At 58.1% G+C, this 24,683-nt stretch carries 20 protein-coding genes; 19 read left to right on the top strand and 1 reads right to left on the bottom strand.

The features are described 5' to 3' along the window. The first annotated feature begins 29 nt into the window (after positions 1-29). The 19 genes from GYN08_RS05575 (at position 30) to GYN08_RS05485 (ending at position 22,658) form a co-directional block, all read left to right on the top strand. Positions 30-1,397 carry an AraC family transcriptional regulator gene (locus tag GYN08_RS05575; protein WP_166273015.1) on the top strand — a complete coding sequence of 456 codons (1,368 nt, stop codon included), beginning with the start codon at positions 30-32 and terminating at the stop codon, positions 1,395-1,397. Positions 1,398-1,511: 114 nt separating this feature from the next. Next, the gene (locus GYN08_RS24055; protein WP_166273014.1) at positions 1,512-3,056 is read left to right on the top strand and encodes a response regulator; all 1,545 of its coding nucleotides are present in this window, start codon (positions 1,512-1,514) and stop codon (positions 3,054-3,056) included. Beyond that, complete coding sequence (locus tag GYN08_RS05565) at positions 3,053-4,867, top strand: sensor histidine kinase (protein ID WP_166273013.1); 1,815 nt, start codon at positions 3,053-3,055, stop codon at positions 4,865-4,867. Before GYN08_RS24055 ends, GYN08_RS05565 begins: the two co-directional genes overlap by 4 nt. A 2-nt stretch (positions 4,868-4,869) precedes the next feature. Further along, on the top strand, positions 4,870-6,402 hold the full coding sequence (locus tag GYN08_RS05560) for a response regulator transcription factor (protein WP_166273012.1): 1,533 nt from the start codon (positions 4,870-4,872) through the stop codon (positions 6,400-6,402). Positions 6,403-6,540: 138 nt separating this feature from the next. Continuing rightward, positions 6,541-8,193, top strand: coding sequence for an ABC transporter substrate-binding protein (locus tag GYN08_RS05555; RefSeq protein WP_166273011.1), 1,653 nt, complete (start codon positions 6,541-6,543; stop codon positions 8,191-8,193). Between the two features lie 149 nt (positions 8,194-8,342). After that, complete coding sequence (locus tag GYN08_RS05550) at positions 8,343-9,242, top strand: ABC transporter permease (protein ID WP_235945921.1); 900 nt, start codon at positions 8,343-8,345, stop codon at positions 9,240-9,242. A 78-nt stretch (positions 9,243-9,320) separates the two neighbouring features. Beyond that, positions 9,321-10,226, top strand: coding sequence for a carbohydrate ABC transporter permease (locus GYN08_RS05545; protein WP_166273009.1), 906 nt, complete (start codon positions 9,321-9,323; stop codon positions 10,224-10,226). A gap of 72 nt (positions 10,227-10,298) precedes the next feature. Next, entirely contained in the window at positions 10,299-11,303 is a 1,005-nt protein-coding gene (locus tag GYN08_RS05540) for an endo-1,4-beta-xylanase (protein WP_166273008.1), read from the top strand. Between the two features lie 44 nt (positions 11,304-11,347). Beyond that, a complete protein-coding gene (locus tag GYN08_RS05535) occupies positions 11,348-12,343 on the top strand; it encodes a glycoside hydrolase family 43 protein (protein ID WP_166273007.1) in 996 nt (331 codons plus the stop codon). Positions 12,344-12,441: 98 nt separating this feature from the next. Further along, entirely contained in the window at positions 12,442-14,019 is a 1,578-nt protein-coding gene (locus GYN08_RS05530) for a glycoside hydrolase family 43 protein (protein ID WP_166273006.1), read from the top strand. A gap of 273 nt (positions 14,020-14,292) precedes the next feature. Then, positions 14,293-15,243, top strand: coding sequence for a phosphate ABC transporter substrate-binding protein (locus GYN08_RS05525; RefSeq protein WP_166273005.1), 951 nt, complete (start codon positions 14,293-14,295; stop codon positions 15,241-15,243). 84 nt (positions 15,244-15,327) lie between these two features. Then, positions 15,328-16,251 (top strand): phosphate ABC transporter permease subunit PstC, encoded by a 924-nt coding sequence (pstC, locus tag GYN08_RS05520; RefSeq protein WP_166273004.1) that lies wholly within the window; start codon positions 15,328-15,330, stop codon positions 16,249-16,251. After that, a complete protein-coding gene (gene pstA, locus GYN08_RS05515; protein WP_166273003.1) occupies positions 16,248-17,144 on the top strand; it encodes a phosphate ABC transporter permease PstA in 897 nt (298 codons plus the stop codon). Before pstC ends, pstA begins: the two co-directional genes overlap by 4 nt. A 13-nt stretch (positions 17,145-17,157) precedes the next feature. Then, positions 17,158-17,925, top strand: coding sequence for a phosphate ABC transporter ATP-binding protein PstB (pstB, locus tag GYN08_RS05510; RefSeq protein WP_166273002.1), 768 nt, complete (start codon positions 17,158-17,160; stop codon positions 17,923-17,925). Between the two features lie 218 nt (positions 17,926-18,143). Next, positions 18,144-19,004 carry a (2Fe-2S)-binding protein gene (locus GYN08_RS05505; RefSeq protein ID WP_166273001.1) on the top strand — a complete coding sequence of 287 codons (861 nt, stop codon included), beginning with the start codon at positions 18,144-18,146 and terminating at the stop codon, positions 19,002-19,004. Positions 19,005-19,096: 92 nt separating this feature from the next. Next, positions 19,097-19,618 carry a metallophosphoesterase family protein gene (locus GYN08_RS05500; RefSeq protein ID WP_166273143.1) on the top strand — a complete coding sequence of 174 codons (522 nt, stop codon included), beginning with the start codon at positions 19,097-19,099 and terminating at the stop codon, positions 19,616-19,618. A 181-nt stretch (positions 19,619-19,799) separates the two neighbouring features. Beyond that, a complete protein-coding gene (locus tag GYN08_RS05495) occupies positions 19,800-21,782 on the top strand; it encodes an LTA synthase family protein (RefSeq protein WP_166273000.1) in 1,983 nt (660 codons plus the stop codon). Positions 21,783-21,816: 34 nt separating this feature from the next. Further along, positions 21,817-22,449, top strand: a complete 633-nt coding sequence (locus GYN08_RS05490) for a DNA-3-methyladenine glycosylase I (RefSeq protein ID WP_166272999.1) — start codon at positions 21,817-21,819, stop codon at positions 22,447-22,449. 53 nt (positions 22,450-22,502) lie between these two features. Beyond that, on the top strand, positions 22,503-22,658 hold the full coding sequence (locus tag GYN08_RS05485) for a hypothetical protein (protein ID WP_166272998.1): 156 nt from the start codon (positions 22,503-22,505) through the stop codon (positions 22,656-22,658). A 171-nt stretch (positions 22,659-22,829) separates the two neighbouring features. On the opposite strand, the gene GYN08_RS05480 is transcribed toward GYN08_RS05485, so the two are convergent. Beyond that, positions 22,830-24,482, bottom strand: coding sequence for a putative bifunctional diguanylate cyclase/phosphodiesterase (locus tag GYN08_RS05480; RefSeq protein ID WP_166272997.1), 1,653 nt, complete (start codon positions 24,480-24,482; stop codon positions 22,830-22,832). Positions 24,483-24,683: the final 201 nt, after the last annotated feature.

The following is a 24,683-nucleotide window of genomic DNA, read 5'->3' as shown; positions in this document are numbered from 1 at the left end:
AGCCGATCATTCAAAAAGGAGGCAGAGCCATGTCCTGGACTTCCGAAGCCGGAGGAGGAAGAGAATTCAATATCGGACAGAACGCGCTGCCCGATCTGCGCTTCTCGTTCCAGATGTGCGGCGCGCACTGGCGCCAGGTCACGACCGGCTGGTCTTATCCCGAACACGGTCACGAGCTGTTCGAATTGAATTACGTGATGGAAGGCGAGCAGATCACCCGGATCGAAGAAGAGCGGCATGTCCAGCGGGCGGGCGAGCTGCTGCTGCTGTCTCCCGGCCGTAGGCACGGGAGCCGAATCGGAAATTCGCCGTCGATGACGTATTTCTGCATCCATTTCGATATCGACGACGACGTCATGTACCGGCGGATCGCTTCGCTAGGCAGCGTTCTGTTCGCTGCCGACGCGGAACCGACGCTTACGCTGAAGCCCGAGCTGGAAAGGCTGGCCAGGCTGTGCGGCGAAGAGGCCGACGGCGCTTCGGAGGCTATCGCGCTTCGGGCTTCGCTGCTTCGCCTGCTGCTGGGGCTCTGCATGCACGCCCCTGAGCTGCCGCATCCGGAGGGCGCGGCGGACGCCGCGCTCGGAGGACAGCCGGAAGCGGCACGCCTGCTGCGCGAGCGATACGCGCTGGAGAAGAAAATTCAAGACTTTCTCGGCGACCCGAACGCGGGGGAAATATGGAGCGACCGCTCGCTGTTTCCTCCGTTTAATTGGGTCTGCTTGTTTACCGTCATGGTTCCGGATCGCGAATTTTGGGGAAAACCGGACCGTTTTCTGGCGAAAATGCTGCTTGACGACGCTTTGTCCGGATTCGGCATCGCCGTCGTAGCCGCCGGCGAACAGCTTCTGACCGCCGTCCTGTTCACGGACGGGTACAGCGTGCCGCCGCTGGAAGAATATGCGGCGGACTGCAAGAGGCTGCTGGAGCGGCGGTTGAACGAACCGGTCCGTCTGGGCCTGGGCGGCGTCGCCGCTTCGCCGGGCGAGCTGAAGTTTTTGTATCGGCAGAGCTTAGGCAGGCTCGGTCTGCACGAAACTTACGGCTCGATGCCGAATTTCGATTTTGTGAACCGTACGGTTCGGCTGGCGCTCATGGCCGCCGAGTCCGGATATGCCGACCCCGACTTGACGCTCGGAAGGCTTGCGGCCAAGCTCAAGCTGACGCCCAATTACTTGAGCGGGCTGTTTACCGCGGAGACCGGGCATCCTTTTACGTGGCATTTGATGCGAATTCGGATCGACCGGGCCCGGCGGCTTCTCAAAGAAACGTCTTTGAAGGTGCATCAGATCGCGCGCCAGGTCGGTTACGCGGATCAGGCATACTTCAGCCGCTGCTTCAAATCGGTCGTCGGCGTCAGTCCGGCCTCTTATCGTGCCAACCGGAGCAAAGAATAAAGAATGCGCTTACAATTTATCGTAGAATCGTCCAAAAAAGCGTAGATGCGTACATTGTCTGACCCTGCCGCCGATGACATACTGGAATCAAAGCGAACGGCGGGAGGGAAGGATATGTACAAAGTGATCGTGGCGGACGACGAGCCGCTGATGCTGGAAGGCTGGAAGACCATGGTCGATTGGGCAGGATGCGGTTATGAATTGTGCGGGTCCGCTTCCGACGGGGAAGAAGCGTTGGAGCTGTTCGGCGCAGTCGAACCGGATCTCGTCATGACGGATATTCGCATGCCGGGATTGGACGGGCTGGGGCTGATTCGGGCGATCAAGAACAGGCCCGGTTCCCATGCCAGAAGCGTGATCGTCAGCGGTTATGCCGAATTCGGTTACGCCCAGCAGGCGCTGCGCTGCGGCGTGGATCGCTACGTGCTGAAGCCTATCGTGACGGAAGAGATCCATTCCGTGCTCTGCGGCCTGCTGCCGCTGCTGGACAGCGGACGCAGGGAGCGGGAATCGGCTGCGGCTCTTCGCGAAGCGGAAGAGAGCGCTTCGGTCCTTCGTCTGCTGCAGGGCGGCTGTTCGGCCGAGCAGGCGTCGCTGCTGCTCGGAGGCTCCGCGGGCTCCCGCCTCTGCATGCTGCTTGCCGAAGCGTGCGGACAATCGGCTTCGCTTTGTGCCGGGCGGACTGCCGCTCTTGACGCGATGCGCCGGCTCGCGGATGAACTCGTCGCGGCAGGAACGCGGGCCTGGGCGTTCGAGGAGGGCGCAGAAAGAGCCGGACTGCTGTGTGCCTGCGATGCGCGGACCCTGGAACGCCGACTGGAACGGCTGCGGGAATCGGCCGCGGGCCTTGCCCTGTATGCCGGCGGCGAAGGGCAGGGATACGAGGCTCTTCCGGCGCTTTACGGACAAGCGCTGTCCGTCCGCGGGCGGGTGCTTCCGTTCGGCCGTCCCGGTCTGTACCGCCATGCCGATTTCGAGCGAATCGGCAGCGCCGGCTTCTCGGAAGCGCTGGTCTCGGCCGAGCGCGTGCTGAAGCACGCGGAAGCCGGCGATCCGGAGTCGGCAGCGCGGGCCGTGTCGGAATTGTTCCGGCTGTTCGATCGGCTTCGCGCGCCGGCGGGATGGATGGAAGGGGTCGTTCGCCACATCGCCGGCGAACTGCTGCGCCGCCGTTCAGATTCGGAGCCGGGAGATAATCGCGCGCCCGAAGAGGAGTCCGGCCTGAAAGATGCCTTTTGCATGCCCTGCACCGAAGCCGAGCTGCTGCGGCGCTGCACCGAAGAAGCGGAACGCCTCCGTCGGAGCCGCTCGGGACCGGAAGCTTCGGAAGGCGCGAGGCTGGCGGAAGCCGTCGAGCATGTACGCCGGCATTACCGGGACACGCTGCAGCTGAGGGAGCTTGCCGCCCGATTCGATCTGAATCCGGTCTGCTTCGGCCAGCAATTCAAACGCGCGACGGGGTACGGCTTCAACGACTACATACACCGCCTTCGCGCCGAAGAGGCGCGAAGGCTGCTGCGCCGTACCGACATGAAAGTGTCCGAGATCGGCTGCGAGCTCGGCTACCACGATACGGAATACTTTACGGCCAAGTTCAAGGCGGCGACGGGCGAGCTTCCTTCGCTTTATCGGGCCAGGGAACGGGTGAAAGGGCGATGAAGCGCCGGCGGACTTTCCGACTGCGGCTCGACGACCTGTCGCTTAAACGCAAATTTCTGCTGATCTATCTGCTGTGCGTGCTGCTGCCGATCATGTCGATCAATCTTTTTTTCTACTACCGGACTTCGGCGGACATTCAGGCGCGGGAGCAGGAAAATCTGCGCCGTTCCGTCGAACGGGCGGGCGGAGAACTGCTCGGCATGATCGACGAGAGCATCGCGCTGGGACGCTCGATCGCGGCCGACGACGCGCTGTACGCGGCGCTCGACCGGACGTACGCTTCGCCGTCCGATTATTATGCCGTATATGACGGGTTTTTAAGGGACAAACTCACCCGCTACATGTCCGCCAATATTTTGGACGTCCGCGTGTATACCGATAATCCTACCGTTCAGAACGGCTCCAATTACCGGGCGCTGAAGGCGTACGACCGACAGCCGGCATGGGTTCGGGCTCTGGAAGGGACGTCGTCCACCATCGCCGTGACCGCGTATCTGGACGAAGATTCGTATAAGCCGGGCCGGCGCATCAGCATCGCGGGAAAAATGGACGTCTTTCCTTCCTATTCGACTTATGCCAAATACTCGCGCATCGACCTGGATCTCGGGCGGGTGTCCGCGATTTTGAACCGGGAGCGGGGAAGCGTAAAGTTCAGGCTGGTGGACGATCGCAATCGCGTGGTGGCGGACGGGCTGGGCGGACGCGACGGGGAAGGTTCTTTTTACGCGAATCCTTCTCTTACTTCCGAACAAAAGAACTCCGGTTTCGTGCTGGAACGCCCCCTGGGCAGCCTCAATTACATAAAAGGCTGGAAGGTGGTCGGCGTCGCGGATACCCGATATATCGACGGGCTCATGCACGATTCCCTGCGCTCCATCCTGACTTTGGCCGTCATCAGCATCATCGTGCCTTCGCTGCTCATCCTGCTGATCTTCCGTTCCTATCACGTGCGAATCAAGCGGCTGTCAAGGCACATGGAGCAGGTTCGGAGCGAACGCTTCGAGCTGATCGACATTCGGGAAGGCAAAGACGAAGTCGGCGGGTTGATTCGCGCCTTCAATTTGATGACCGGGCGGATTCGTTCATTGATCAATGACGTGTATAAGTTGGAAATCCGTCAAAAAAATCTGGAATTGGACCGGGTGAGAACCGAGCTCGCCATGCTGCAAAGCCAGGTCAATCCGCATTTCTTGTTCAATACGCTGAATGCGGTGCTGGTCGTCTGTACCAAAAACGGCTACCGGGAAGTCACGGAGATCGTCAAAAATCTGTCTCTGTTGATGCGTCAGCTGCTCAGCAGGCCGGACGATCGGGTCCCTCTAGGCGAAGAGCTGCAGTTCACTCGCATGTACCTCGAGATCGAAAAATTCCGCTTCGGCGACCGGTTCGATTATCGGTTCGACATCGAGAACGGGACGGAGGAACACCGCATTCCCCGCATGAGCATCCAGCCCCTCGTCGAAAATGCGTGCAAGCACGGCCTTCAAGGGCGCAAGGAAGGGCGCTTGATCGTCGTCTCGGCTCGAATGGCCGGCGAAGGGCTGCAGCTCTCGGTCCGCGACAACGGAGTCGGCATGGGAGAAGAGCGGCTGCGGGAAGTCGAGGAGCGGATGCGCTCGGAATGCCCTTCCGGCGAAGGCAGCGTCGGGCTGCGCAACGTGCACCGCAGATTGGAACTGTTTTACCGGGGAGACGTCAGACTGCAGCTCCGCAGCCGGGACGGAGAAGGAACGGAAGCCGGGTTTTTGATTCCCGCATTCCGGTTGAGCCGCGGAGAAATCGGAAATTATCGATGGAACAAGGAGGCATGACGATGTACAACGTGCTGCTTGTCGACGACGAGCCGTTGGCGATCGAAGGGCTGAAGCTGATGGTCGACTGGGAAAAATACGGATTTCGTATCGGCGGAACTTGCGAAAACGGGGAGGAGGCGATCCGCCAGATCCGCCGCGACTCGCCGGATCTGGTCGTCACCGATATCCGCATGCCTGTCATGGACGGTCTGCAGCTGATTGAGCATGCGCGGGAAGCCTGCGAAACTTCGGCCCTGTTCGTCATCACGAGCGGTTATGACGATTTCGATTACGCGCGCCGGGCCATGCAGCTGGGCGTGTCGAACTATCTGACCAAGCCGGTCATGGGTGACGAAGCGGAAGAGATGCTGCGGACTTTGAGCAGGCGGCTCGAAGCGCGAGCGAGAGAATCCGCGTCAAACCGAAGCCGCGCGGCCCAGATCGAGCGCAGGGCGCTTGCTTTCGCTTTATTCGGAAGCGAAGAACAGCGGCGCGAAGCCCGGCCCGAATTGGAGCGGCTGTCCTCCGCGGCGAACAGCTGGATTTACGTTCGGCTGCAGGCGGAAGCGGAATGGATGCCCGAGGTGCGGACGGCTGTCGCGGCGGCCGGGGAAGGCATGGTTCGCTGCCGGTCGATCGAAGCCGGGAACTTTGCGCTGGGCATCGTGATCGGCGCGGAGGAGGCGGACGCGACCGAAGCGGCGCGGCTGTTCGCGGGACGGCTGATCGGAGCGCTTCCGCCCGAATCGGGAGGCAAAGTGCGGCTGTCCGCCGGACGGAGCGTGAAACGTCTAGATGCGCTGAGGACGTCGTTTCAAAGCGCGGAGGAAGCTTCGCGGTTCTGGTATTTCGGCGGCGAACCCGTCGTCGCTTTCGCCGACGTTCGGTCGAAGGAGCTCTGCTGCAACGCGTCCGTGCTGGGCGACGCCGATCGGATCGCCGCGCTTACGGAAACGGGAGACGACGGCGAGATTAAGGAAGCCGTCGCGGAAGCTTTTGCGCGTTTCGAAGCGCGGCCGACCCTGCCCGAACTCGTCGAAACGTTCGCGACTCGCGTCATCGTGCGCTGCGCCTCGATCTGCGGGGAGCTGGGCGGCGATTCCGAGGAGACGCTCCGCCGCTCGCCGCTCGGCGGTGCGGGCGCGCGCGGCCTGAAAGAAACAAAGCGGCTGCTTGAACGGTTCTGCCTGGACTTTCGTTCGGAAGCGGCGCGCTTGAGGGAACGAAGCAGCGGCGGCGTTCAGGCTCAGGTGGCGGACTTTCTGCGGGAGCGCTATACGGAGACGTTCACGATCCGTGAGCTGGCGGAAAAATTTTACGTGCATCCCGTTTACCTGGGCCAATCGTTCAGCCGCAGATATGGAACGGGCATCGCGGAATTCGTGCATGAACTGCGCATCGAGGAAGCATGCAGGCTTTTGCGGGAAAGCTCCCTGTCTTCCTGCGCGATCTCGGAAAAGCTCGGTTATAAGACGTATCAGCACTTTTTGAAGCAGTTCGAGAAGAACACAGGCGAGAAGCCGGCAGAGTACAGAGCGCGCGCCTCGCGGTGATCGCTCTTTTTTTATGCTCGGGCAGCAAGCCGTGAAATCCGGGGGGGAAGGACCTTAAATCCGGCTATGATGTAAGCGTATACATTCATTCATAATAAAGGAGCAAGAACAATTCGCATTCATTGAGGAGGCCAACCTATGGGGGGATACAAGATGAAAAAGCTGTGGGGCGGAGCATCGTTGGTACTGGCGGCGGCCCTGACGCTGTCAGGCTGCGGAGGCGAAGATTCGAACGCGGCCGACGACGGTTCCGGCACGACGACGATTTCCGCGTTTATCAGCACGCCGAACCAGGCGCCGACGGAAGATAATCGAATTTACAAAAAAATCCAGGACGAGCTCGGCGTCAAGCTGAACATGGAATTCCTGGTCGGCGACCTGCAGCAGAAGCTGGGCGTCATGATCGCCGGCGGCGATTATCCGGACCTTATCACAGCGGACACCAAGCTGGTCGCGGCCGGAGCGGTCATTCCGCTCGAAGACCTGATCGAGGAGCACGCGCCGAATTTGAAAAAGCACTATGAAAAATACTGGAACCGGATGAAGGATTCCAGCGACGGCCACATTTATTGGCTGCCGAACTACGGCGCTTATTCCGGCGAGTTCCACAGCAACGCGTATAACGGCCCGGCGTTCTGGATCCAGAAAGCGGTGCTGGAAGACGCGGGTTATCCGACCCCGAAAACGCTGGACGATTTCACGAAGCTGATTCGCGATTACGCCGCGAAAAATCCGACGATCGACGGACAGCCGACCATCGGCTTCACGTCGCTCGCGTCCGACTGGCGGACGTTCCCGCTGCTCAATCCGCCGGAGCATCTCACCGGTCATCCGAATGACGGCGGCGTCGTGGTCGACAACGACGTAGCCACCGTATTCGCGGACAAAGACATCTCCAAGCAGTATTACAAGGAACTGAACGACCTTTACAACGAAGGATTGTTCGACAAGGAAGCGTTCGTGCAGAATTACGACCAGTATCTGGCCAAGCTGTCGTCCGGACGCGTGCTCGGCATGTTCGATCAGCACTGGAACTTCCAGCAGGCCGAAGACACGCTGATTTCGCAGGGCAAGATCGACCGGACTTACGTCGGCTTCCCGCTCGTTTACGACGAGTCCATTCAGGATCATTATCTCGATCGCCCGGTCATCAATCTCAACAACGGCTTCGGCATCAGCAAAAACGCCAAAGATCCGGTCAAGATCATCAAGTTCCTCGACGCCCTGATGGACGAAAAATACCAGAAGCTGCTTAGCTGGGGCGAAGAAGGCGTCGATTACATGGTCGACGACAAAGGCCGCTTCTATCGTACGCCGGAACAGCGCAAGGAGCAGGAAGACCCGTCCTGGAAGCTCGCGAACCGGGCCGACGGATTCTACGGGGCCGCTCCCAAAACGCAGGGTACGTTCAGCGACGGCAACGCGACGGGGCCGGGAGATCAGCCGGAAGAGTTCTACGCGAGTTTGAAAGACGAAGACAAAAAGCTTCTCGATACTTACGGATTCAAGACGTGGAGCGATTTCTTCTCGCCGGCTCCGGAAAACGAAGTCTATTATCCGGCTTGGCAGATCGATCTGATCGAAGGCTCGGATGCTTCCGTCGCCAATAAGCAGATGACCGATACTTCGCTGAAATTCCTGCCTCAGGCGGTCATGGCGGGGGACGGCAAGTTCGATTCGGTATGGAACGATTACGTGCAGGCGTTCAGCAAAATCAATGTCAAAGCTTACGAGGACCGTATCAACGAACAAATCCAGTGGCGGATCGAAAACTGGGCCACGGAGAAGTGACCGAGGCGTAACGATTCGGGGAAAGCGGCTGCCGTTTTCCCCGATCTTAATCAGCCGACGCAGGCCGCAGGGCCGGTTAGGGGGAGAGCACCATGGCAAAAGCGATTTCGCGCAAGTCCGCGTCCGCGGATATACCCAAGTCTTCGTTAATGAAAAAGCTGCGCAGTCAAAAGCAGCTGATGTTCATGTCGCTTCCGATCGTCGTTTACATCCTGGTGTTTTCGTATTATCCGATCTGGGGTTGGACGATGGCTTTTCAGAATTACAGTCCCGCCAAAGCCCTTTCGGAGCAACAATGGGTCGGATTCAAGCATTTTGCGTTTTTATTTACCGATGAAGCGTTTCTGCGGGTGCTGCGCAACACGGTCGCGATGAGTTTGATCAACATGATTCTCGGCTTTGTGACCGCGATTTTGTTCGCCCTGCTGCTCAACGAGATCAAAGGACGTTTTTTCAAACGAACGATTCAAACCGTCTCCTATCTGCCGCACTTCCTGTCCTGGATCATCGTGACGGGCATTGTGGCCAGCTCGCTGTCCGTGGACGGCGGGATCATAAACGTGGCGCTGTTGAAGCTCGGGCTGATCAGCGAACCGATTATGTGGCTCAGCATTCCCGAATACTTCTGGGGCATCGTCGGCGGCGCCCACGTCTGGAAAGAACTCGGCTGGAACGCCATCATCTACTTGGCCGCCATCACGTCGATCGATCCTTCGCAGTACGAAGCGGCCGAGATCGACGGAGCCAACCGCTATCAGAAAATGCTGTTCATCACGCTGCCGGGCATCAAATCGATCGTCGTCATCCTGCTGATCATGAATATGGGCTGGATGCTGGAAGCCGGTTTCGAAGTCCAATACCTGCTGGGCAACGGCGTCGTCGTGGATTGGTCGCAGACCATCGATATTTTCGTGCTGAAATACGGCCTGCAGATCGGCAACTACTCGCTCGCCACAGCGGCCGGCATTTTCAAAACGATCGTCAGCATCACGTTAATCTTCGCCGCCAACTCGATCGCCAAGCGCTTGGGCGAAGACCGGCTGATCTAGTGACTTGCCTCGCTTAAATAATCGGATGCCGTTCATCCGATCGAGACAAGACATAAGCATGAGGGAGGACACTGAACGATGAATACGAAAAAGGTGCGGCTGGAGCCGCTTGTATTCCATACGCTGAACGGCCTGCTGATGATCGCCATAGCCGTGATCACGCTGTATCCGTTCCTCAATACCTTCGCCGTATCGCTGAACGCGGGCAACGACACGATTCGCGGCGGAATTTATCTTTTGCCCCGCGTCTGGACCGATCAAAACTATCGCGCCGTATTCGCGAACGGGCATATCCTGCACGCGTTTTGGATCTCGGTGGCCCGGACCGTCATCGCGACGGTGCTCAGCCTGTTCCTGACTGCGATGCTGGCGTATACGCTCAGCCGCAAAGATTATGTGCTGCGCAAACCGATCACCATCCTGGTCGTGCTGACCATGTATTTCAGCGCCGGCCTGATCCCGACCTACTTCCTGATGAAAGACCTGCATCTGCTCAACAGTTTCCTCGTATACGTTGTGCCGGGACTGGTCAGCGCGTTCAACATGATCGTCATTCGGACGTATATTCAGACGCTGCCGGAAGGATTGATCGAATCGGCCAAGATCGACGGCGCGGGCGACTTCCGCACGTTCATTTCGATCATTCTGCCTCTCTGCCAGCCCGTGCTTGCCACGGTCGCGCTGTTCGTGGCCGTCGGCCAATGGAATTCCTGGTTCGACACGTTCCTGTACGCTTCTTCCAAGCAGAATCTCAGCACGCTGCAGTTCGAGCTGATGAAGCTTCTGTCTTCTTCCATGAACCTGAACAGCAGCGCCGCCGTATCGAGCGGGGCCGATCCGGCCGCCGCCGCGCAAAATATGGTCACGCCGGTGTCGATCCGCGCCGCCATCACGATCGTGGCTTCGCTGCCGATCCTGGTCGTGTATCCGTTTTTGCAGAAGTACTTCGTGCACGGTCTGCAGCTCGGCAGCGTCAAGGAATAGCCGGCGGGCCCGGCGCGATCCGCAGGATCGACATCATCAACATCATTGCCATCATCGAAGGGGGAATCTTGCATGGACACGAAAACGCCGTCCCTGCACGGGGCGTACGCGGGTATATTTAACATAGGCGCCGCGGTAAGCACGCGCACGATCCGGCGAGAAGGGGGTTTTATCGCCGCACATTACAACAGCCTGACCGCCGAGAATCAGATGAAATTCGAAGAGATCCATCCCGAGGAGAACCGATACGATTTCGCGGCGGCCGACGAAATCGCGGAATTCGCCGAGAAACACGGGATGGCACTTCGCGGCCACACGCTCGTCTGGCACAACCAGACGCCCGATTGGGTATTCGAAGAAAAAGACGGGAGCCCGGCTTCGCGCGAAAAAGTGCTGGAACGTCTTCGCGATCACGCCGGCACGGTGATGGGACGCTATAAAGGCCGCATTTCCGCCTGGGACGTCGTCAACGAAGCGATCGAAGACAAGAGCGGCGCTTATCTGCGCGAAACGAAATGGCTGGAGACCGTAGGCGAGGACTATCTGGAGCAGGCTTTCCGGATCGCCCACGAGATCGATCCGTCCGCGCAGCTCTTTTACAACGATTATAACGAGACCGATCCGGCGAAGCGCGACAAGATCCACCGCCTGGTCCGTTCGCTGCTGGACGCGGGGACGCCCGTCCACGGCATCGGCATGCAGGGTCACTGGAACCTCTACGGCCCGCCGATCGAAGAAATACGCGAAGCGATCGAGCTGTACGCTTCGCTCGGCGTTCGGCTGCATATCACGGAACTGGATATTTCCGCATTCCGCTTCGACGATCGGCGTACCGATCTGCTCGCGCCGACGAATGAAATGGAGGAGCTGCTGACCCGGCGTTATGAAGAGATTTTCCGGCTGTTCCGCGAATACCGCTCGGCGATCGACTCGGTCACGTTCTGGGGAGCGGCCGACAGCGGCACCTGGTTGGACGGCTTCCCGGTTCGCGGACGCCTTAACTGGCCGCTGCCGTTCGACCGCGAATTGAAGCCGAAGCCGGCGTTCTGGAGCATTCTCGATCAGGCGCGCGTCTAACGCCGCACGCGGCCCATCAAATTTGTCCATAAAGGAGCATAACGATGACTACCGAATTCAATCAGCCGATCGTCACTCATATCTATACGGCCGATCCGTCCGCGCACGTCTTCGAAGGAAAATTGTACGTCTACCCTTCCCATGATCTCGACCATGACGGTCCCAGCAACGACAACGGCGACCAGTATAAAATGGAAGACTACCATGTTCTGTCGCTGGACGGTATCGGCGCCGAAGCGGTCGACCACGGCGAAGCGCTGCATCTGCGAGACGTGCCGTGGGCTTCGTCCCAAATGTGGGCGCCTGACGCCGCATACAAGAACGGCAAGTATTATTTGTTCTTCCCCGCCCGCGATCGCGAAGGCGTCTTCCGGATCGGCGCCGCCACGTCGGAGTCGCCGGCCGGACCGTTCAAAGCGGAGCCGGATTACATTCCGGGCAGCTTCAGTATCGATCCCGCCGTGCTGGTCGACGAAGACGGCGAGGCCTATATGTATTTCGGCGGGTTATGGGGAGGGCAGCTCGAGAAGTGGCAGAGCGGCGAATACGAGCCGGAACGGACGGAAGGGCCGGCGGCCGGCGAGCCGGCGCTGGGACCTCGGGTGGCGAAGCTGAGCGAAGATATGCTGTCGCTGGCCGAAGAAGCGAGCGAAATCTCCGTCGTCGATGAGGAGGGAAGCCCGATTCTCGCCGGAGACGAAGACCGCCGTTATTTCGAAGGACCCTGGGTGCATAAGTACCGCGGTCTCTATTATTTGTCGTATTCGACGGGCACGACCCATAAGTTGGTCTATGCGACGAGCCCCGATCCGAAAGGGCCGTTCGTGTACAGAGGGGTTATTCTGACTCCGGTCGTCGGCTGGACCACGCACCATTCCATCGTGGAGTTCGAAGGGAAATGGTATCTGTTCTACCACGACAGTTCCTTGTCGGGCGGCGTCAATCATAAGCGGTGTGTCAAATACGCCGAACTGCATTACCGCGAGGACGGGACGATCGAGACGATTCATCCTTATGAGGCAATCGAAGCGGAAGCTTGAAGCCGTAAATTTCGATGACGCGAACGAAGGGTCCGCCGCACACCTCGCGGCGGACTATTTATGATCTTGGTCAATCCTTACGAAAGCAGGAGGTTCCGATGACCGAACGTTACGGGGCTCCCGATTCTCGGGGCGCCGCTTATGCCAATCCGATCCTTGCCGGCTGTTATCCCGATCCGAGCATTACGCGGGCGGGCGATCATTATTACTTGGTGACCAGCTCGTTCGAATATTTTCCCGGCGTGCCGACCTTCCGAAGCCGCGACTTATTTCGCTGGGAACAGATCGGTCATGTGTTGACGCGCCGCTCGCAGGTCGATCTGCGCGAACGGGCGAGCTCGAGCGGCATTTACGCGTCCACGATCCGCCACCATGCGGGCCGGTTCTATATGATCACGACCGATGTTCGGGGAATCGGCAATTTTTACGTCACGGCGGAACGCGCGGAAGGCCCGTGGTCCGATCCCATCCTGCTTCCTTACGGAAATATCGATCCGTCGTTGTTCTTCGACGACGACGGGCGGACTTACGTAACGGCGCAGAACGGAGCCGATGACGAATCGCATATCATCCAATACGAGATCGACCCGTCCGACGGGAGGGTCCTGTCGGAGCCGGCCGTCATTTGGCGGGGCGACGGAGGACCGTGGCTGGAAGGACCGCATCTGTATAAGATTCGCGGCCGCTATTATTTGATGGCCGCTTCGGGCGGCACTTCTGCCGAACATCGGGAAATTATCGCCAGAAGCGACAGTCCGTACGGTCCGTTCGAAGACAAGCCGGAGCCGATCCTTACGCATCGCGAATTGAAAAAGCATCCGGTGCAATGCCTCGGTCACGCGGACTTGATCCAAGACGACAGCGGCGATTGGTGGGCGGTATTTCTCGGCATGCGCCCGATCGGCGGCCGTTATTCGCCGCTCGGACGGGAGACGTTTCTTGCGCCCGTGCGCTGGACGGAGGACGGGTGGCCGGATATCGACAATAACGAAGGGAGCGTCGAGGCGTGCGCCTTCGACGCTGCCGGAACCTTACTGCCGTCCGGCGTCAGGCCGGCAGACCCGGCCGGGGAGGAAGTCGTTTCGCTCGACGCCGGGGAGGGCTTCGGACCCCGCTGGGCTTTCCTGCGCGATTACGAGGCCGAGCGGTATGTCTGGGGCGAAAACGCCGAAGGCGTTACGATCGTCGGCAGCGCCTATTCGCTGGATGACGAAGCCCCCGCCACGTTTGCCTGTCTTCGACAGCGGCATGTGGACATGGAGCTGTCGGCCGATCTGGATTATGTGCCCAAAGCCGAAGGGGAACGGGCGGGTCTGGCCGCCCGACTGAACAATCGCGGACATTTCTTCGCGGGCATCGCCCGGTCGGATAACCGCCGGGTACTGCTGACCGAGCTGCGAAACGGCGAGCGGTTTGAACGCCGGATCGGCGGGGACCTCCCGGCCGAAGGGAAGATACGGCTGAAACTCCGTGCCGACGAATCGGGATACTTCGCTTCCTATTCGGAAGACGGCATTCATTGGACCGATGCGGGGCTGTTCGCTCCGGTCGCCGCCTTATCGCCCGAAGCGAACGGAGGCTTTACCGGAGTATGCGTGGGGCTTCATGCCTGCGGCGCCGGCCAAGAAACGCAGCCGGCTTCTTACAGCCGGGTCGTCTACTCGCCCCGAAGTTAGAAGGTTCGACAGAAGCGAATGGATCATACGGAACGCCCGCGGCCGCGCCGGGCGTTTTTGTTTTGTCCGATTTAAGTCGGCGGTTTTAGCGAACGGACAAGCAAACAAGCAGCTTTTCGGATTTGCCCCCGATATTTTACACTCTTTTTACAAAACAAAGGTTTTGCGTTAATTTTCGAATCCTACAATGGGTACTGTAAAGCGGCACGGACAACTCGGACAGAGAGAAGACGGCCGCAATCGTATGAATCCACTAGGAGGGTCTAACCAGACATGAAATCGAAAAAAACGTTATTCGGTACTTTAACACTTTCCGCAATGCTCGCACTTACCGCTTGCGGCGGCAACTCGGGCAGCACGGCGGCACCGGCGACTGAACCGACGACGGGCAGCACAGCGACTCCGGCAGCTAACGAACAGCCGGCGGACGCGACGGTATCGGGCGAAATCCTGGCAGTCGGATCGACGGCACTGCAGCCGCTGGTCGACCAAGTGGGACAGAAGTTCATGACCGAAAATGCTGAAGTTACGGTTCAAGTACAAGGCGGGGGCAGCGGTACTGGCCTGACGCAGGTATCCGAAGGCGCTGCGAACATCGGTAACTCCGACGTGTTCGCCGAAGAGAAACTGGAAGCCGACAAAGCGGCTGAACTGGTCGACCATCAAGTAGCGGTTGTCGCAATGGCAACTGTAGTTAACAAAGATACGGGCGTAACCAACCTGACGAAACAACAGCTTCTGGACGTGTTCAGCGGCAAAGTAACGAACTGGAAAGACGTAGGCGGCGCGGATCAGAAGATCACGATCGTTAACCGTCCGAGCAGCTCCGGTACTCGCGCGACGTTCGAGAAGTACGCGCTGGGCGAAAAAGTGGAAAACGTTGCGGGTTCGATCGAACAGGATTCCTCGGGTACGGTTAAACAAATCGTTGCCGACACGAAGGGCGCTGTAGGCTACCTGGCCTTCTCGTACCTGGACGACACCGTTACCGCTCTGAGCTACGACGGCGTAGAGCCGACGGAAGAAAACGTGCAAAGCGGCGACTACCCAATCTGGGCTTACGAGCACATGTACACGAAGGGCGAGCCTGACGGCGCAACGAAAGCTTTCCTGGATTACTTCATGACTGAAGAAGTTCAGAACGCCGACGTTACCGAGCTGGGTTACATCCCGGTATCCAGCATGAAAGTAACTCGCGATGCCGAAGGCAAAGTAAGCAAGTAATCGATTCGGCGCACCGGCAAAAAAAGAGGCGGTCTCTCCGCCTCTATTTGCGCGTTTATCAACCAATGGAGAGGGTAACCACTTATGGAAAATACTAAGGCTGCCGCGGGCAAAAAAAAGCGCGGCTTTGCCAGGCATCATCGTGAAGATCTGATCGGCAAAATCTATACGTACGTGTGCGTATTGATGCTGATCGTCGTCATCGTGGCAATCGTTTACTTCGTCGCGTCAAAGGGATTGACCACCTTTTTCAGAGACGGAGTCAGCCCGATCGAATTCCTGTTCGGCACGCATTGGAGCCCCGACGCCGACACGGCTGCGTTCGGCGCTCTTCCGTTCATCGCGGGTTCCTTCGTCGTATCGCTGCTGGCGGCTCTCGTAGCGGGGCCGCTGAGCATCTGCGCGGCTTTGTTCATGACGGAGATCGTGCCGGGCAAGGGCAAGCGCATTCTGCAGCCGGTTATCGAACTGCTGTCGGGTATTCCTTCCGTCGTATACGGCTTTATCGGTCTGACGGTTCTCGTGCCGTTCATTTCCGCGCTTACGGGCGGCAATTCGCTCGGTTACGGCGTAGGCGCCGGCGCTCTCGTGCTGTCGGTCATGATCCTGCCGACCATCACGAGCATCGCCGCGGACGCGCTGGCTTCGCTGCCCCGCGGTCTGCGTGAGGCTTCCTATGCGCTCGGAGCGACGCGCTGGCAGACCATTTACCGGGTCATTCTGCCGACGCTGGCTCCTTCGCTCTGGACGGGCGTCATCCTCGGCATCGCGCGCGCCTTCGGCGAAGCGCTGGCCGTTCAGATGGTTATCGGCAACGCGCCGTTCCTGCCGAATTCGCTGCTGACGTCGGCTTCCACGCTGACCAGCGTCATTACGCTCAACATGACCAACACGTCGACCGGTTCTGTACAGAACAACGTCCTTTGGAGCATGGCGCTCATGCTGCTCTTCATGACCTTCGTGTTTATCATCATCGTACGGTTGCTCCAAAGGAGGAATAAGCTGTGAACGCAAAAACCGCGGACAAACTCGCCACCGGCGTCATTATATTTTTTGCCGTTCTGATCGTGGCCATTCTGGGCGGACTGCTTGGCTTTATCTTGATTCGCGGCATCTCCCATATCGACTGGCATTTCCTGACTTCGCCGTCGCAAAACTTCAAAGCGGGTGGCGGGATCGGACCTCAGCTGTTCAACTCGTTGTTCCTGCTCGTGCTGACGATGATCATTACGGTTCCGCTCGGACTGGGCGGCGGCATTTACATGGCCGAGTACGCCAAGGAAAACAAATTGACCGGTTTCATTCGACTCGTCGTCGAAGTGCTGTCGTCGTTCCCGTCGATCGTGGTCGGTTTGTTCGGCCTCCTGCTCTTCGTCAACACGTTCGGATTCGGCTACTCGCTGCTGTCCGGCGCGATCGCGCTGGCGATCTTCAACCTGCCTCTGATGGTTCGGATCACGGAGCAGGCGTTCCGCGCCGTACCGAGAGAACAGAAGGAAGCGGGCCTGGCGCTCGGTCTGTCCAAATGGAAGATTATCACGTCGATTCTTCTGCCGGTCGCGCTGCCGAGCTTGATCACGGGCACGATCCTTGCTGCGGGCCGCGTCTTCGGCGAAGCGGCAGCGCTGCTGTTCACGTCGGGCATGACGACGCCTCCGCTGGACTTCACGGACTGGAACCCGCTTCACGCGCGTTCTCCGATCAACCCGATGCGCTCGGCAGAGACGCTCGCCGTGCACATTTGGAAAGTCAACAGTGAAGCGCGCATCCCGGATGCCAGAGACGTATCGGCAGGAGCTTCGGCCGTGCTCGTCATCATGGTATTGGTGTTCAACCTGGCGGCCCGTTGGTTCGGCCGCTTCGTCTATCGCAAAATTACCGCTTCCAAGCAAATCAACTAGGAGGGCTTCCGTTATGCAGACCAGTACGCAACCCCGCTTCGGTACGGAAGAGCTGAGCGTATTTTACGGCACGAACGAGGCCGTCAAAAAAATCAATATGGAATTTCCCGATAAGAGCGTCACGGCTCTGATCGGACCGTCGGGGTGCGGGAAATCGACTTTCCTGCGCTCCTTGAATCGGATGAACGACGAGATTGCTTCGGCACGCGTAACCGGTCGCATCTGGATGGACGGTCAGGACTTGAACGACAAAGAGACGGATGCGGTCACGCTTCGCCAGAAGATCGGAATGGTCTGGCAGCGTCCGAATCCTTTCTATAAGTCGATTTACGAAAATATTGCCTTCGGTCCGAGATACCACGGCACCCGAAGCAAAAAGGAGCTTGACGACATCGTCGAGCAGAGCCTTCGCCGCGCCGCGCTGTGGGACGAAGTCAAGGATCGTCTGAAGGAGTCCGCCCTGGCGCTCTCCGGCGGCCAACAGCAGCGCTTGTGCATCGCTCGCGCTTTGTCGGTCAGCCCGCAGATCCTGCTGCTCGACGAGCCGGCCTCGGCGCTCGACCCGGTATCGACGGGCAAAGTCGAAGAGCTGATTATCGAATTGAAAAAAGAACTTCGCATCGTAATCGTGACGCACAACATGCAGCAGGCCGCCCGAGTGTCCGATTATACCGCCTACTTCTATCTGGGCAATCTGATCGAACATGACGACACGACCAAGCTGTTCTCCAATCCTTCCAACCAGATGACCCAGGAATATATCATGGGCCGCTTCGGTTGATCAGGCGATCCGGAGCAGCCTGCGGGCTATACTCCGGCCGCCGCTTCGACAGCATTCATACGATACGGACTTGGGCCGCTTCCTTCGATTTGAAGGAGGCGGCCTTTTTTCTTCGGCTCGATGATTGAAAGGTTAACAATAAGCGTTGAAGTGCGGCGTGCAATCCAGTACGATAGACCAATGAGAAACATTCCCGATACGGAAAGGATGAAGCGACCATGTCCGAAGTTCCCAACTTCCAAGCCGACGAAAACGGAAAATCCGAAACGAAAACGCGGGATTCCGTTCTCGATACCGAACTGCTGCCCCAGTTTTACATGAGCGGCGAACCGAGCCCCGGAGCCGAAGCCGAGGGGACTCTGGCCGAACTGTCGACGCCGGAAGGAGCGGAAGCGTTTCTGCGGGTGTTCGCGGATATTTTGCAGGCACCGGATCTGCAGGCAGCGGTCACCTACTTTTGCAGCTGGTTCAGCGGAACCGTATCGGCTTCGGTGTACTTCCCGGCCGCGGCGGCCGTTCGCCCGGATTTTTCCGCCGACAATCTCGTCGCCCAGCTTTTCCGCCTCGACAACGGCGGGCATGCGATGCGGATCGTGCTCGGCAGCCGGTCGGCCGAACCCGCGCCTCAAGCGGAAGAAGCGTTTGACGAGTGGACCCTGGACGGCTTCCGTTCCTTCTACGGGCGGACATGCCGTGAACTGTTCGAAAATTTCTCGCGTCTGGCCGGTCTGCCGGTCGGCATGATCTGGGCGCAGCTGCCCGGACGGCTGTACTACTTCGCCGGGACCTGGCGCAGCCCAACGGAGAACGGATCGACGCTGGAACCGCATCGGGAGCGGTTGGAACGGGCTTACGGGCTGTTAAAGACTTTGGAGCCGGAGACGTTCGGACGCAAAAAAAATCCGTTCGATCTGCGCTTTCGCTGTGTCGAGCATCCGACCGACCCGTCGCAGACGATGCAGCTGCGTCCGAGCTGCTGCTTGTATCATACTCTTCCGGGTGCGGACTTCTGCTATAACTGCCCGAAGCTGAATGAACGGGATCGGGCGGAGCGGCGAGAAAGGATGAGAGCGCAATGAACCGAAACGAAGGGCGGACGGAACCCGTTTTGAGAAAAACGGGAAGTTCCGCGGACGGACAAAGCCTTGAAGCCGCCGAAGCTGCAGACGCGATCAAGATCGTCGCGGTGTCCGATACCCATATGCCCCGCATGGCCAAAGCGCTTCCGCCGGATCTTGTGCAGGAACTGCAGGATGCCGATCTGATTCTGCACGCCGGCGATTGGACTTCGCCGGACGTGTACGACATGCTGGCGGCCTATGCGCCGGTTCAAGGCGTAGCCGGCAACAATGACGGTCCGGCAATCGTCGAACGCTGGGGGTATCGCCGTATTGTCGAAGTCGGCAGCCGGCGAATCGGGCTGACTCACGGACATTTGGGACGAGGGAATGCCGCCGCCAATGCCTTGGCGGCATTCGAAGGCGAAGAGCTGCCCGGCATTATCGTGTTCGGACATTCCCACGTTCCGCTTCTTTCCCAAGAGGCCGGCCTCCCCGATTCGCCGAATGTCAGTCTGTTCAATCCCGGTTCTCCGACCGACAAGCGGCGCTTGAAGCGTTATTCGTTCGGCATCATTACGCTGATTGGAGAATCCGCCTCATTTCGGCACTGCTATTCCGATTCCAAGATTTGATTCGCTTCCCCAAAAAGCGCTCCGGGACTTTCGAGTCCCGGGGCGCTTTCTTTTTTGCGTAATTCGGCTCGAAGCAGCCTGACTTTTGGGGTTTTGTAAAGCCAATGTTTTGACCATGTAAAGAGAGTGTTTTATAATGAGTTGTTGAATCCACTTTTTAGTCAAAGAAGGTATATCATTCATGAAACTGATTTCGAAGCAAATTCAAACAAGCCGCAAGCCCGATCGTTTTTTTCTGACCTCGGCCTGCCTCTTGTTCGTCAAGCTGCTTCTGCTGCGTTGGTTTTTCTTCTCCGAGTTTGAACTCGGCGGTATCTTTATCGATCTGCTGACGGCGCTCGGATTGACCTGCCTGCTGGAGCTGTTGATTCCCCGCCGCTGGAAGAAGCGGGTCGCCTGGCCCGTCAATCTACTTCTGTCTGTCATGTTTTTTTCGGCGGCCGTCTATCATTCTTATTTCGGCTCCGTTCCGACTTATATCGTCCTGGGATCGCTGGGGCAGGTTCCCGAAGTGGGCAACGTGCTCGGAGGGTTGATTAAGCCTGTATATTTCCTGTTCTTCGCCGATCTGGCCGTCATGCTTGTCCGGGCCGCTTTTGTCCGAATCGGCCGGCGCAGATCGCGAAAAACTTTGTCCTTCGGCGGAGGAGCGAATCCGCGCGTTTGGAACGAAGCCGCTACCCGGATGAGCCGGGTCGTCGTGTCCGCGCTGCTGATCGTCTGCCTGCTGCTGTCGGGCGTATGGATCAACCGCGGCTCGGCGATCAGCAACGAAATCGTACGTGCGGAAAACATCGGCTTTTTGAACTACCAGGTCAGTACGGCGATCGAAAATCGCAAAGAGCGCGACTTTATCGCCTCGACTTCGCCTGAAGAGATCGCGACGCAGGTCAAAAAGCTGCAGCAGACCTTCCCTTACGTCGACCACAAAGCCGACACTTCCGCCGCGGCGGGGACGTCCGGCCAATCGCCCGCCCATTTCGGCGCAGCCAAAGGGAAAAACGTTATTGTCGTTCAAATGGAGTCGTTTCAGACTTTCCCGATCGGCTATAAGCTGGACGGAACCGAAGTAACGCCCAATTTGAACAAGCTGGTAGAAGAAAGCTTTTACTTCCCGCATATTTACCAGCAGATCGGACAGGGGAACACGTCGGACGCCGAATTCATCTCGAACACGTCCATTTATCCGACGGCGCAGATCGCGATGTCGACCGGCTACGGCGACCGCGTGATTCCGAGTTCGCCCCGCCTGCTGGAAGAGAAGGGTTACAAAACGGCGACTTTCCAGGTTAACAGCGCGACGTTCTGGCATCGGAACCAGCTGTACCCGGCGCTCGGTTTCCAGCATTATTATGACAAACCGAGCTATAACAACGATCATTTCAACAATTTCGGAGCTTCCGATGAAGAAATGTACCGGGTAGGATTGGAGAAAATCGACGAAATGACGGCGGACGGCTCTCCGTTTTATGTCCAATTCGTCACGACGGCCAGCCATGCGCCGTTCGACGTGCCCGAAGAGTTCCCGCAGATCGATATTCCCGACCGGCTTCAGGGCACCCAGCTCGGCAGATATATGAATGCCCAGCATTATACGGACTACGCGCTCGGGAAGCTGATCGACAGCTTGAAGGCCAAGGGACTGTGGGAAGATACGCTGCTGTTCGTCTACGGCGATCACGGCGGGTTGTCCACGGCGGAGAACGACCCGGAATGGGTATCTTCGATGCTCGGCATTTCTTACGAGGCCAATGCCAGCCGCTTCAATATTCCGCTGCTTATTCATGTTCCCGGAGCGGAGAAGGGGCAGAAGATCGAACTGGCGGGAGGCCAGATGGATTTCGTGCCGACGATGATGAATTTGCTGGGCATTTCCTTGGATAAGGAACGGTACACGGCATTCGGCCGGGATCTGCTCAATACGGACCGCAACGTGATCGGAATCCGGTATTACCTGCCGACCGGCTCTTTTGTGGGAGACGGCGTGCTCTTTGTGCCGGGAGAAGGGTTCGACGACGGAAAAGCCGTTTATCTGGACACGCACGAGCCGGTCAAGGATCTCGAGCCTTACCGCGAAGATTACGAATATGTTCTGAAGCTGATGAAGCTGTCCGACGATTATGTCAAAGTTCTGCCCAAACGCGGGCTAGGCGAATCGAAATGATCGAATTTCTTTACGGAAAAAGGAGCGGGTCGGGATGTCGGAGCTTCCGGTAAGATGCCGCTGGGTCAACGAAGACCCGCTGTATATCCGTTATCATGACGAAGAATGGGGAGTCCCCGTGCACGACGACCGAAAATGGTTCGAACTGCTGATCCTCGAAGGCGCGCAGGCGGGGCTGAGCTGGTACACCGTGTTGAAAAAGAGGGAGAGGTACCGCGAAGTCATGAACGGCTTCGATCCCGAAGCGGTGGCGGGGTTCGACCAGCGGAAAATCGACGAATGGATGGCGGATCCGGGTATTATTCGCAACCGTTTGAAGCTTGAAGCAGCCGTCAAAAACGCCAAAGCTTTTTTGCGGGTGCAGGAAGAATTCGGTACGTTCGACGCTTATATGTGGAAGTTCGTGGACGGAGTTCCGATTCCGGGACGGCGAATCCGTCCAGAGGACGTTCCCGCTCGAACGGAAATTTCGGACCGGCTGAGCAAGGATTTGAAAAAGCGCGGGTTCGGTTTCGTGGGGAGCACGATCTGCTATGCGCTGATGCAGGCCTCGGGCATGGTCGACGACCATCTGGCAGACTGTTTTCGGTTCGGAGAGAGCTGCGGCATGCCGGCTTCGGCGCAGCCGCGTCACGCAGGCGAGTCGGGACCGCACCGCATCGGGTAATGGCACGGTAGAGGACGGCCTCGGCCGTGCCGAAGCGAAAGGAGCGGAAATCGATGAAAATCATGATTACCCAGCAGGAAGCGATGCAGCGGAAGATCTGGGATCAAATTATCGACATGTTCGGCTTGGACAAGGACAAGGATTACTGGGAAAGCGAACAGTTTATTTTGACCGAAGAGCAGGCCCGCAAAGTAGGATTGATTCGTTAAGCCGGACGGGATCGCCCGGAAATGGAGAACGATACGGCGGATCGAAAAAAAGCTGTTCCGGCATCGCGTTTTGCGGTGTCCGGAGCAGCTTTTTTTGTCGTGCAGCCTCCAAGGCGCCGATCCCGGATTCGCCTGCTCACGGCCTGACCGGCAAATTTGCGGTAACGGGCTTTACACGACATGGCTTTGGAGATCGGGGAATCCGACGTCGGGCAGATCCTCGATGCCCATCGGACGGCAGATCAGATAGCCTTGAATGCTCGGACAACCCATATCGACGAGCCGAAGCAGTTGATCGCGGTCTTCGACGCCTTCGGCGACGACATCCAGATCCATCGCGCGCGCCATGACGAGCAGGGCGGAGATGACCGCGGGATTCATCTGCACAATGAACGAGCGGTCGATCTTGAACTTGTCGATCGGGATTTGCGCCAGAATGCCGAGCGACGAATAACCGGTGCCGAAGTCGTCGAGCGAGATCATGTAACCCTGTTCTCTGAGCCGTTTCAACGTCGCGCAGATTTCCTCGAGATTGCGCATGACGAGCGTTTCCGTCACTTCCAGGTCGAACTGGGCGGGGGTCAATCCTTCCTCCGCGATGATCGCGTTCAACCGTTCGACAAAATGCTCTTCCTCGAATTGGGCGCGGGAAATATTGACGGCGATACGCACGTCCGGGCCGAACTTTTCGCTGATCTTCGGAAAGTCTCTGCAAACCTGACGAATGACCCATTCGCCGATCGGAACGATCAAGCCGGTTTCTTCCGCGACCGGAATGAAGTCGGCGGGAGACACGAGACCGGCATGACCGAGGTTCCAGCGCAGCAGCGCCTCTACCTCGACCACTTTGCTGCGGGAAGCATTGAAGATCGGTTGATAATGCAGCAGCAGCTCTTCGCGTTCGATGCACTGGTTGAGGGCGATCTCGTAATCGAATTTGACCACTTGATCGTAGCGGAACGCTTCGTTGTACAAATGGTAGCGGCTTCGTCCTCTGCTTTTGGCATAGTACAGGGCGATATCCGCCTGGCGGAGCAGCGTGGACAGGTCGGTCCGTTCGGGAGACGAAGAGATACCGACGCTCGCGCTGACGCGAATCATGCGATCGTTGAGCAGGAACGGCCTGTCGAGCGCTTCGAGGATAAGTTTTGCTTTTTCTTCGGGATACGGAGTCGGCTTGTCGCAGGCAATGATAAATTCGTCCGCGCCCTGTCTCGCGATCACGTAAGGGGCGCCGAACGACTGCCTGAAACGCTCGGCTACTTCGATCAACAGCGTATCGCCCGTTTCGTGTCCCAGCGCATCGTTGATGTTCTTGAAGTTATCCAGATCGATCAAGAACAGGCTGAACGGCTTGTTCGTGAATTCGTATAAGAAGCGCCTGTTAAACAATTGGGTCAGTTCGTCGTGATAGGCGTAATGATGCGGATTCCGCGCGCGCTCCGGGCCGGCGGCCATATCCCGCGTCATACAAACGACCGCCTCGATCTCCTCGCGGGGACCGAATATCGGGGAGAGGATGCTTTCGCCGCTCAGCGCGCCGCTCGGCAGCAGCGTTCCGTCCGCAAAGCGAATGCTTCGGCGTTCGTCGATAACTTTCATATATTTGTGATGCAGATACCTGCCCATTTCCGGTTCGTGTCCGAATACTTCGAAAAAAGTTTGTCCCATATGTTCGGATCCGATTCCGCTGAGCTCCGCCGCCGCTCGGTTGACGTAACGGTAGCGAAAATGCTCGCCGTCCCAGTCCATGACGTAAATGCAGTCTTCAAGCGCATGAAGGAACCGGGCCAAGTCATGTTCCTGTTGATTCCTGTCTTCCATCGTGCAGATGCCCTCCCTTATTCGCGCAAATCCGTGATACCAAAATCTCATAGTCCTATAATACTATCTCGAAGTCCGGACGCCAAGAGAAGAAAGGGGGATAAGGCCTAGAAAAGAGGGTGAGTCATTTCCCATTTTTAAGCAAAGTTTGACGGCAACCTGGATCGGGTAAAATGGGATAAGCAGAAAATACGGGGAGGA

Source organism: Saccharibacillus alkalitolerans (assembly GCF_011090185.1).
Classification (GTDB): domain Bacteria; phylum Bacillota; class Bacilli; order Paenibacillales; family Paenibacillaceae; genus Saccharibacillus; species Saccharibacillus alkalitolerans.
This window is presented reverse-complemented; position numbering and strand designations above follow the sequence as displayed.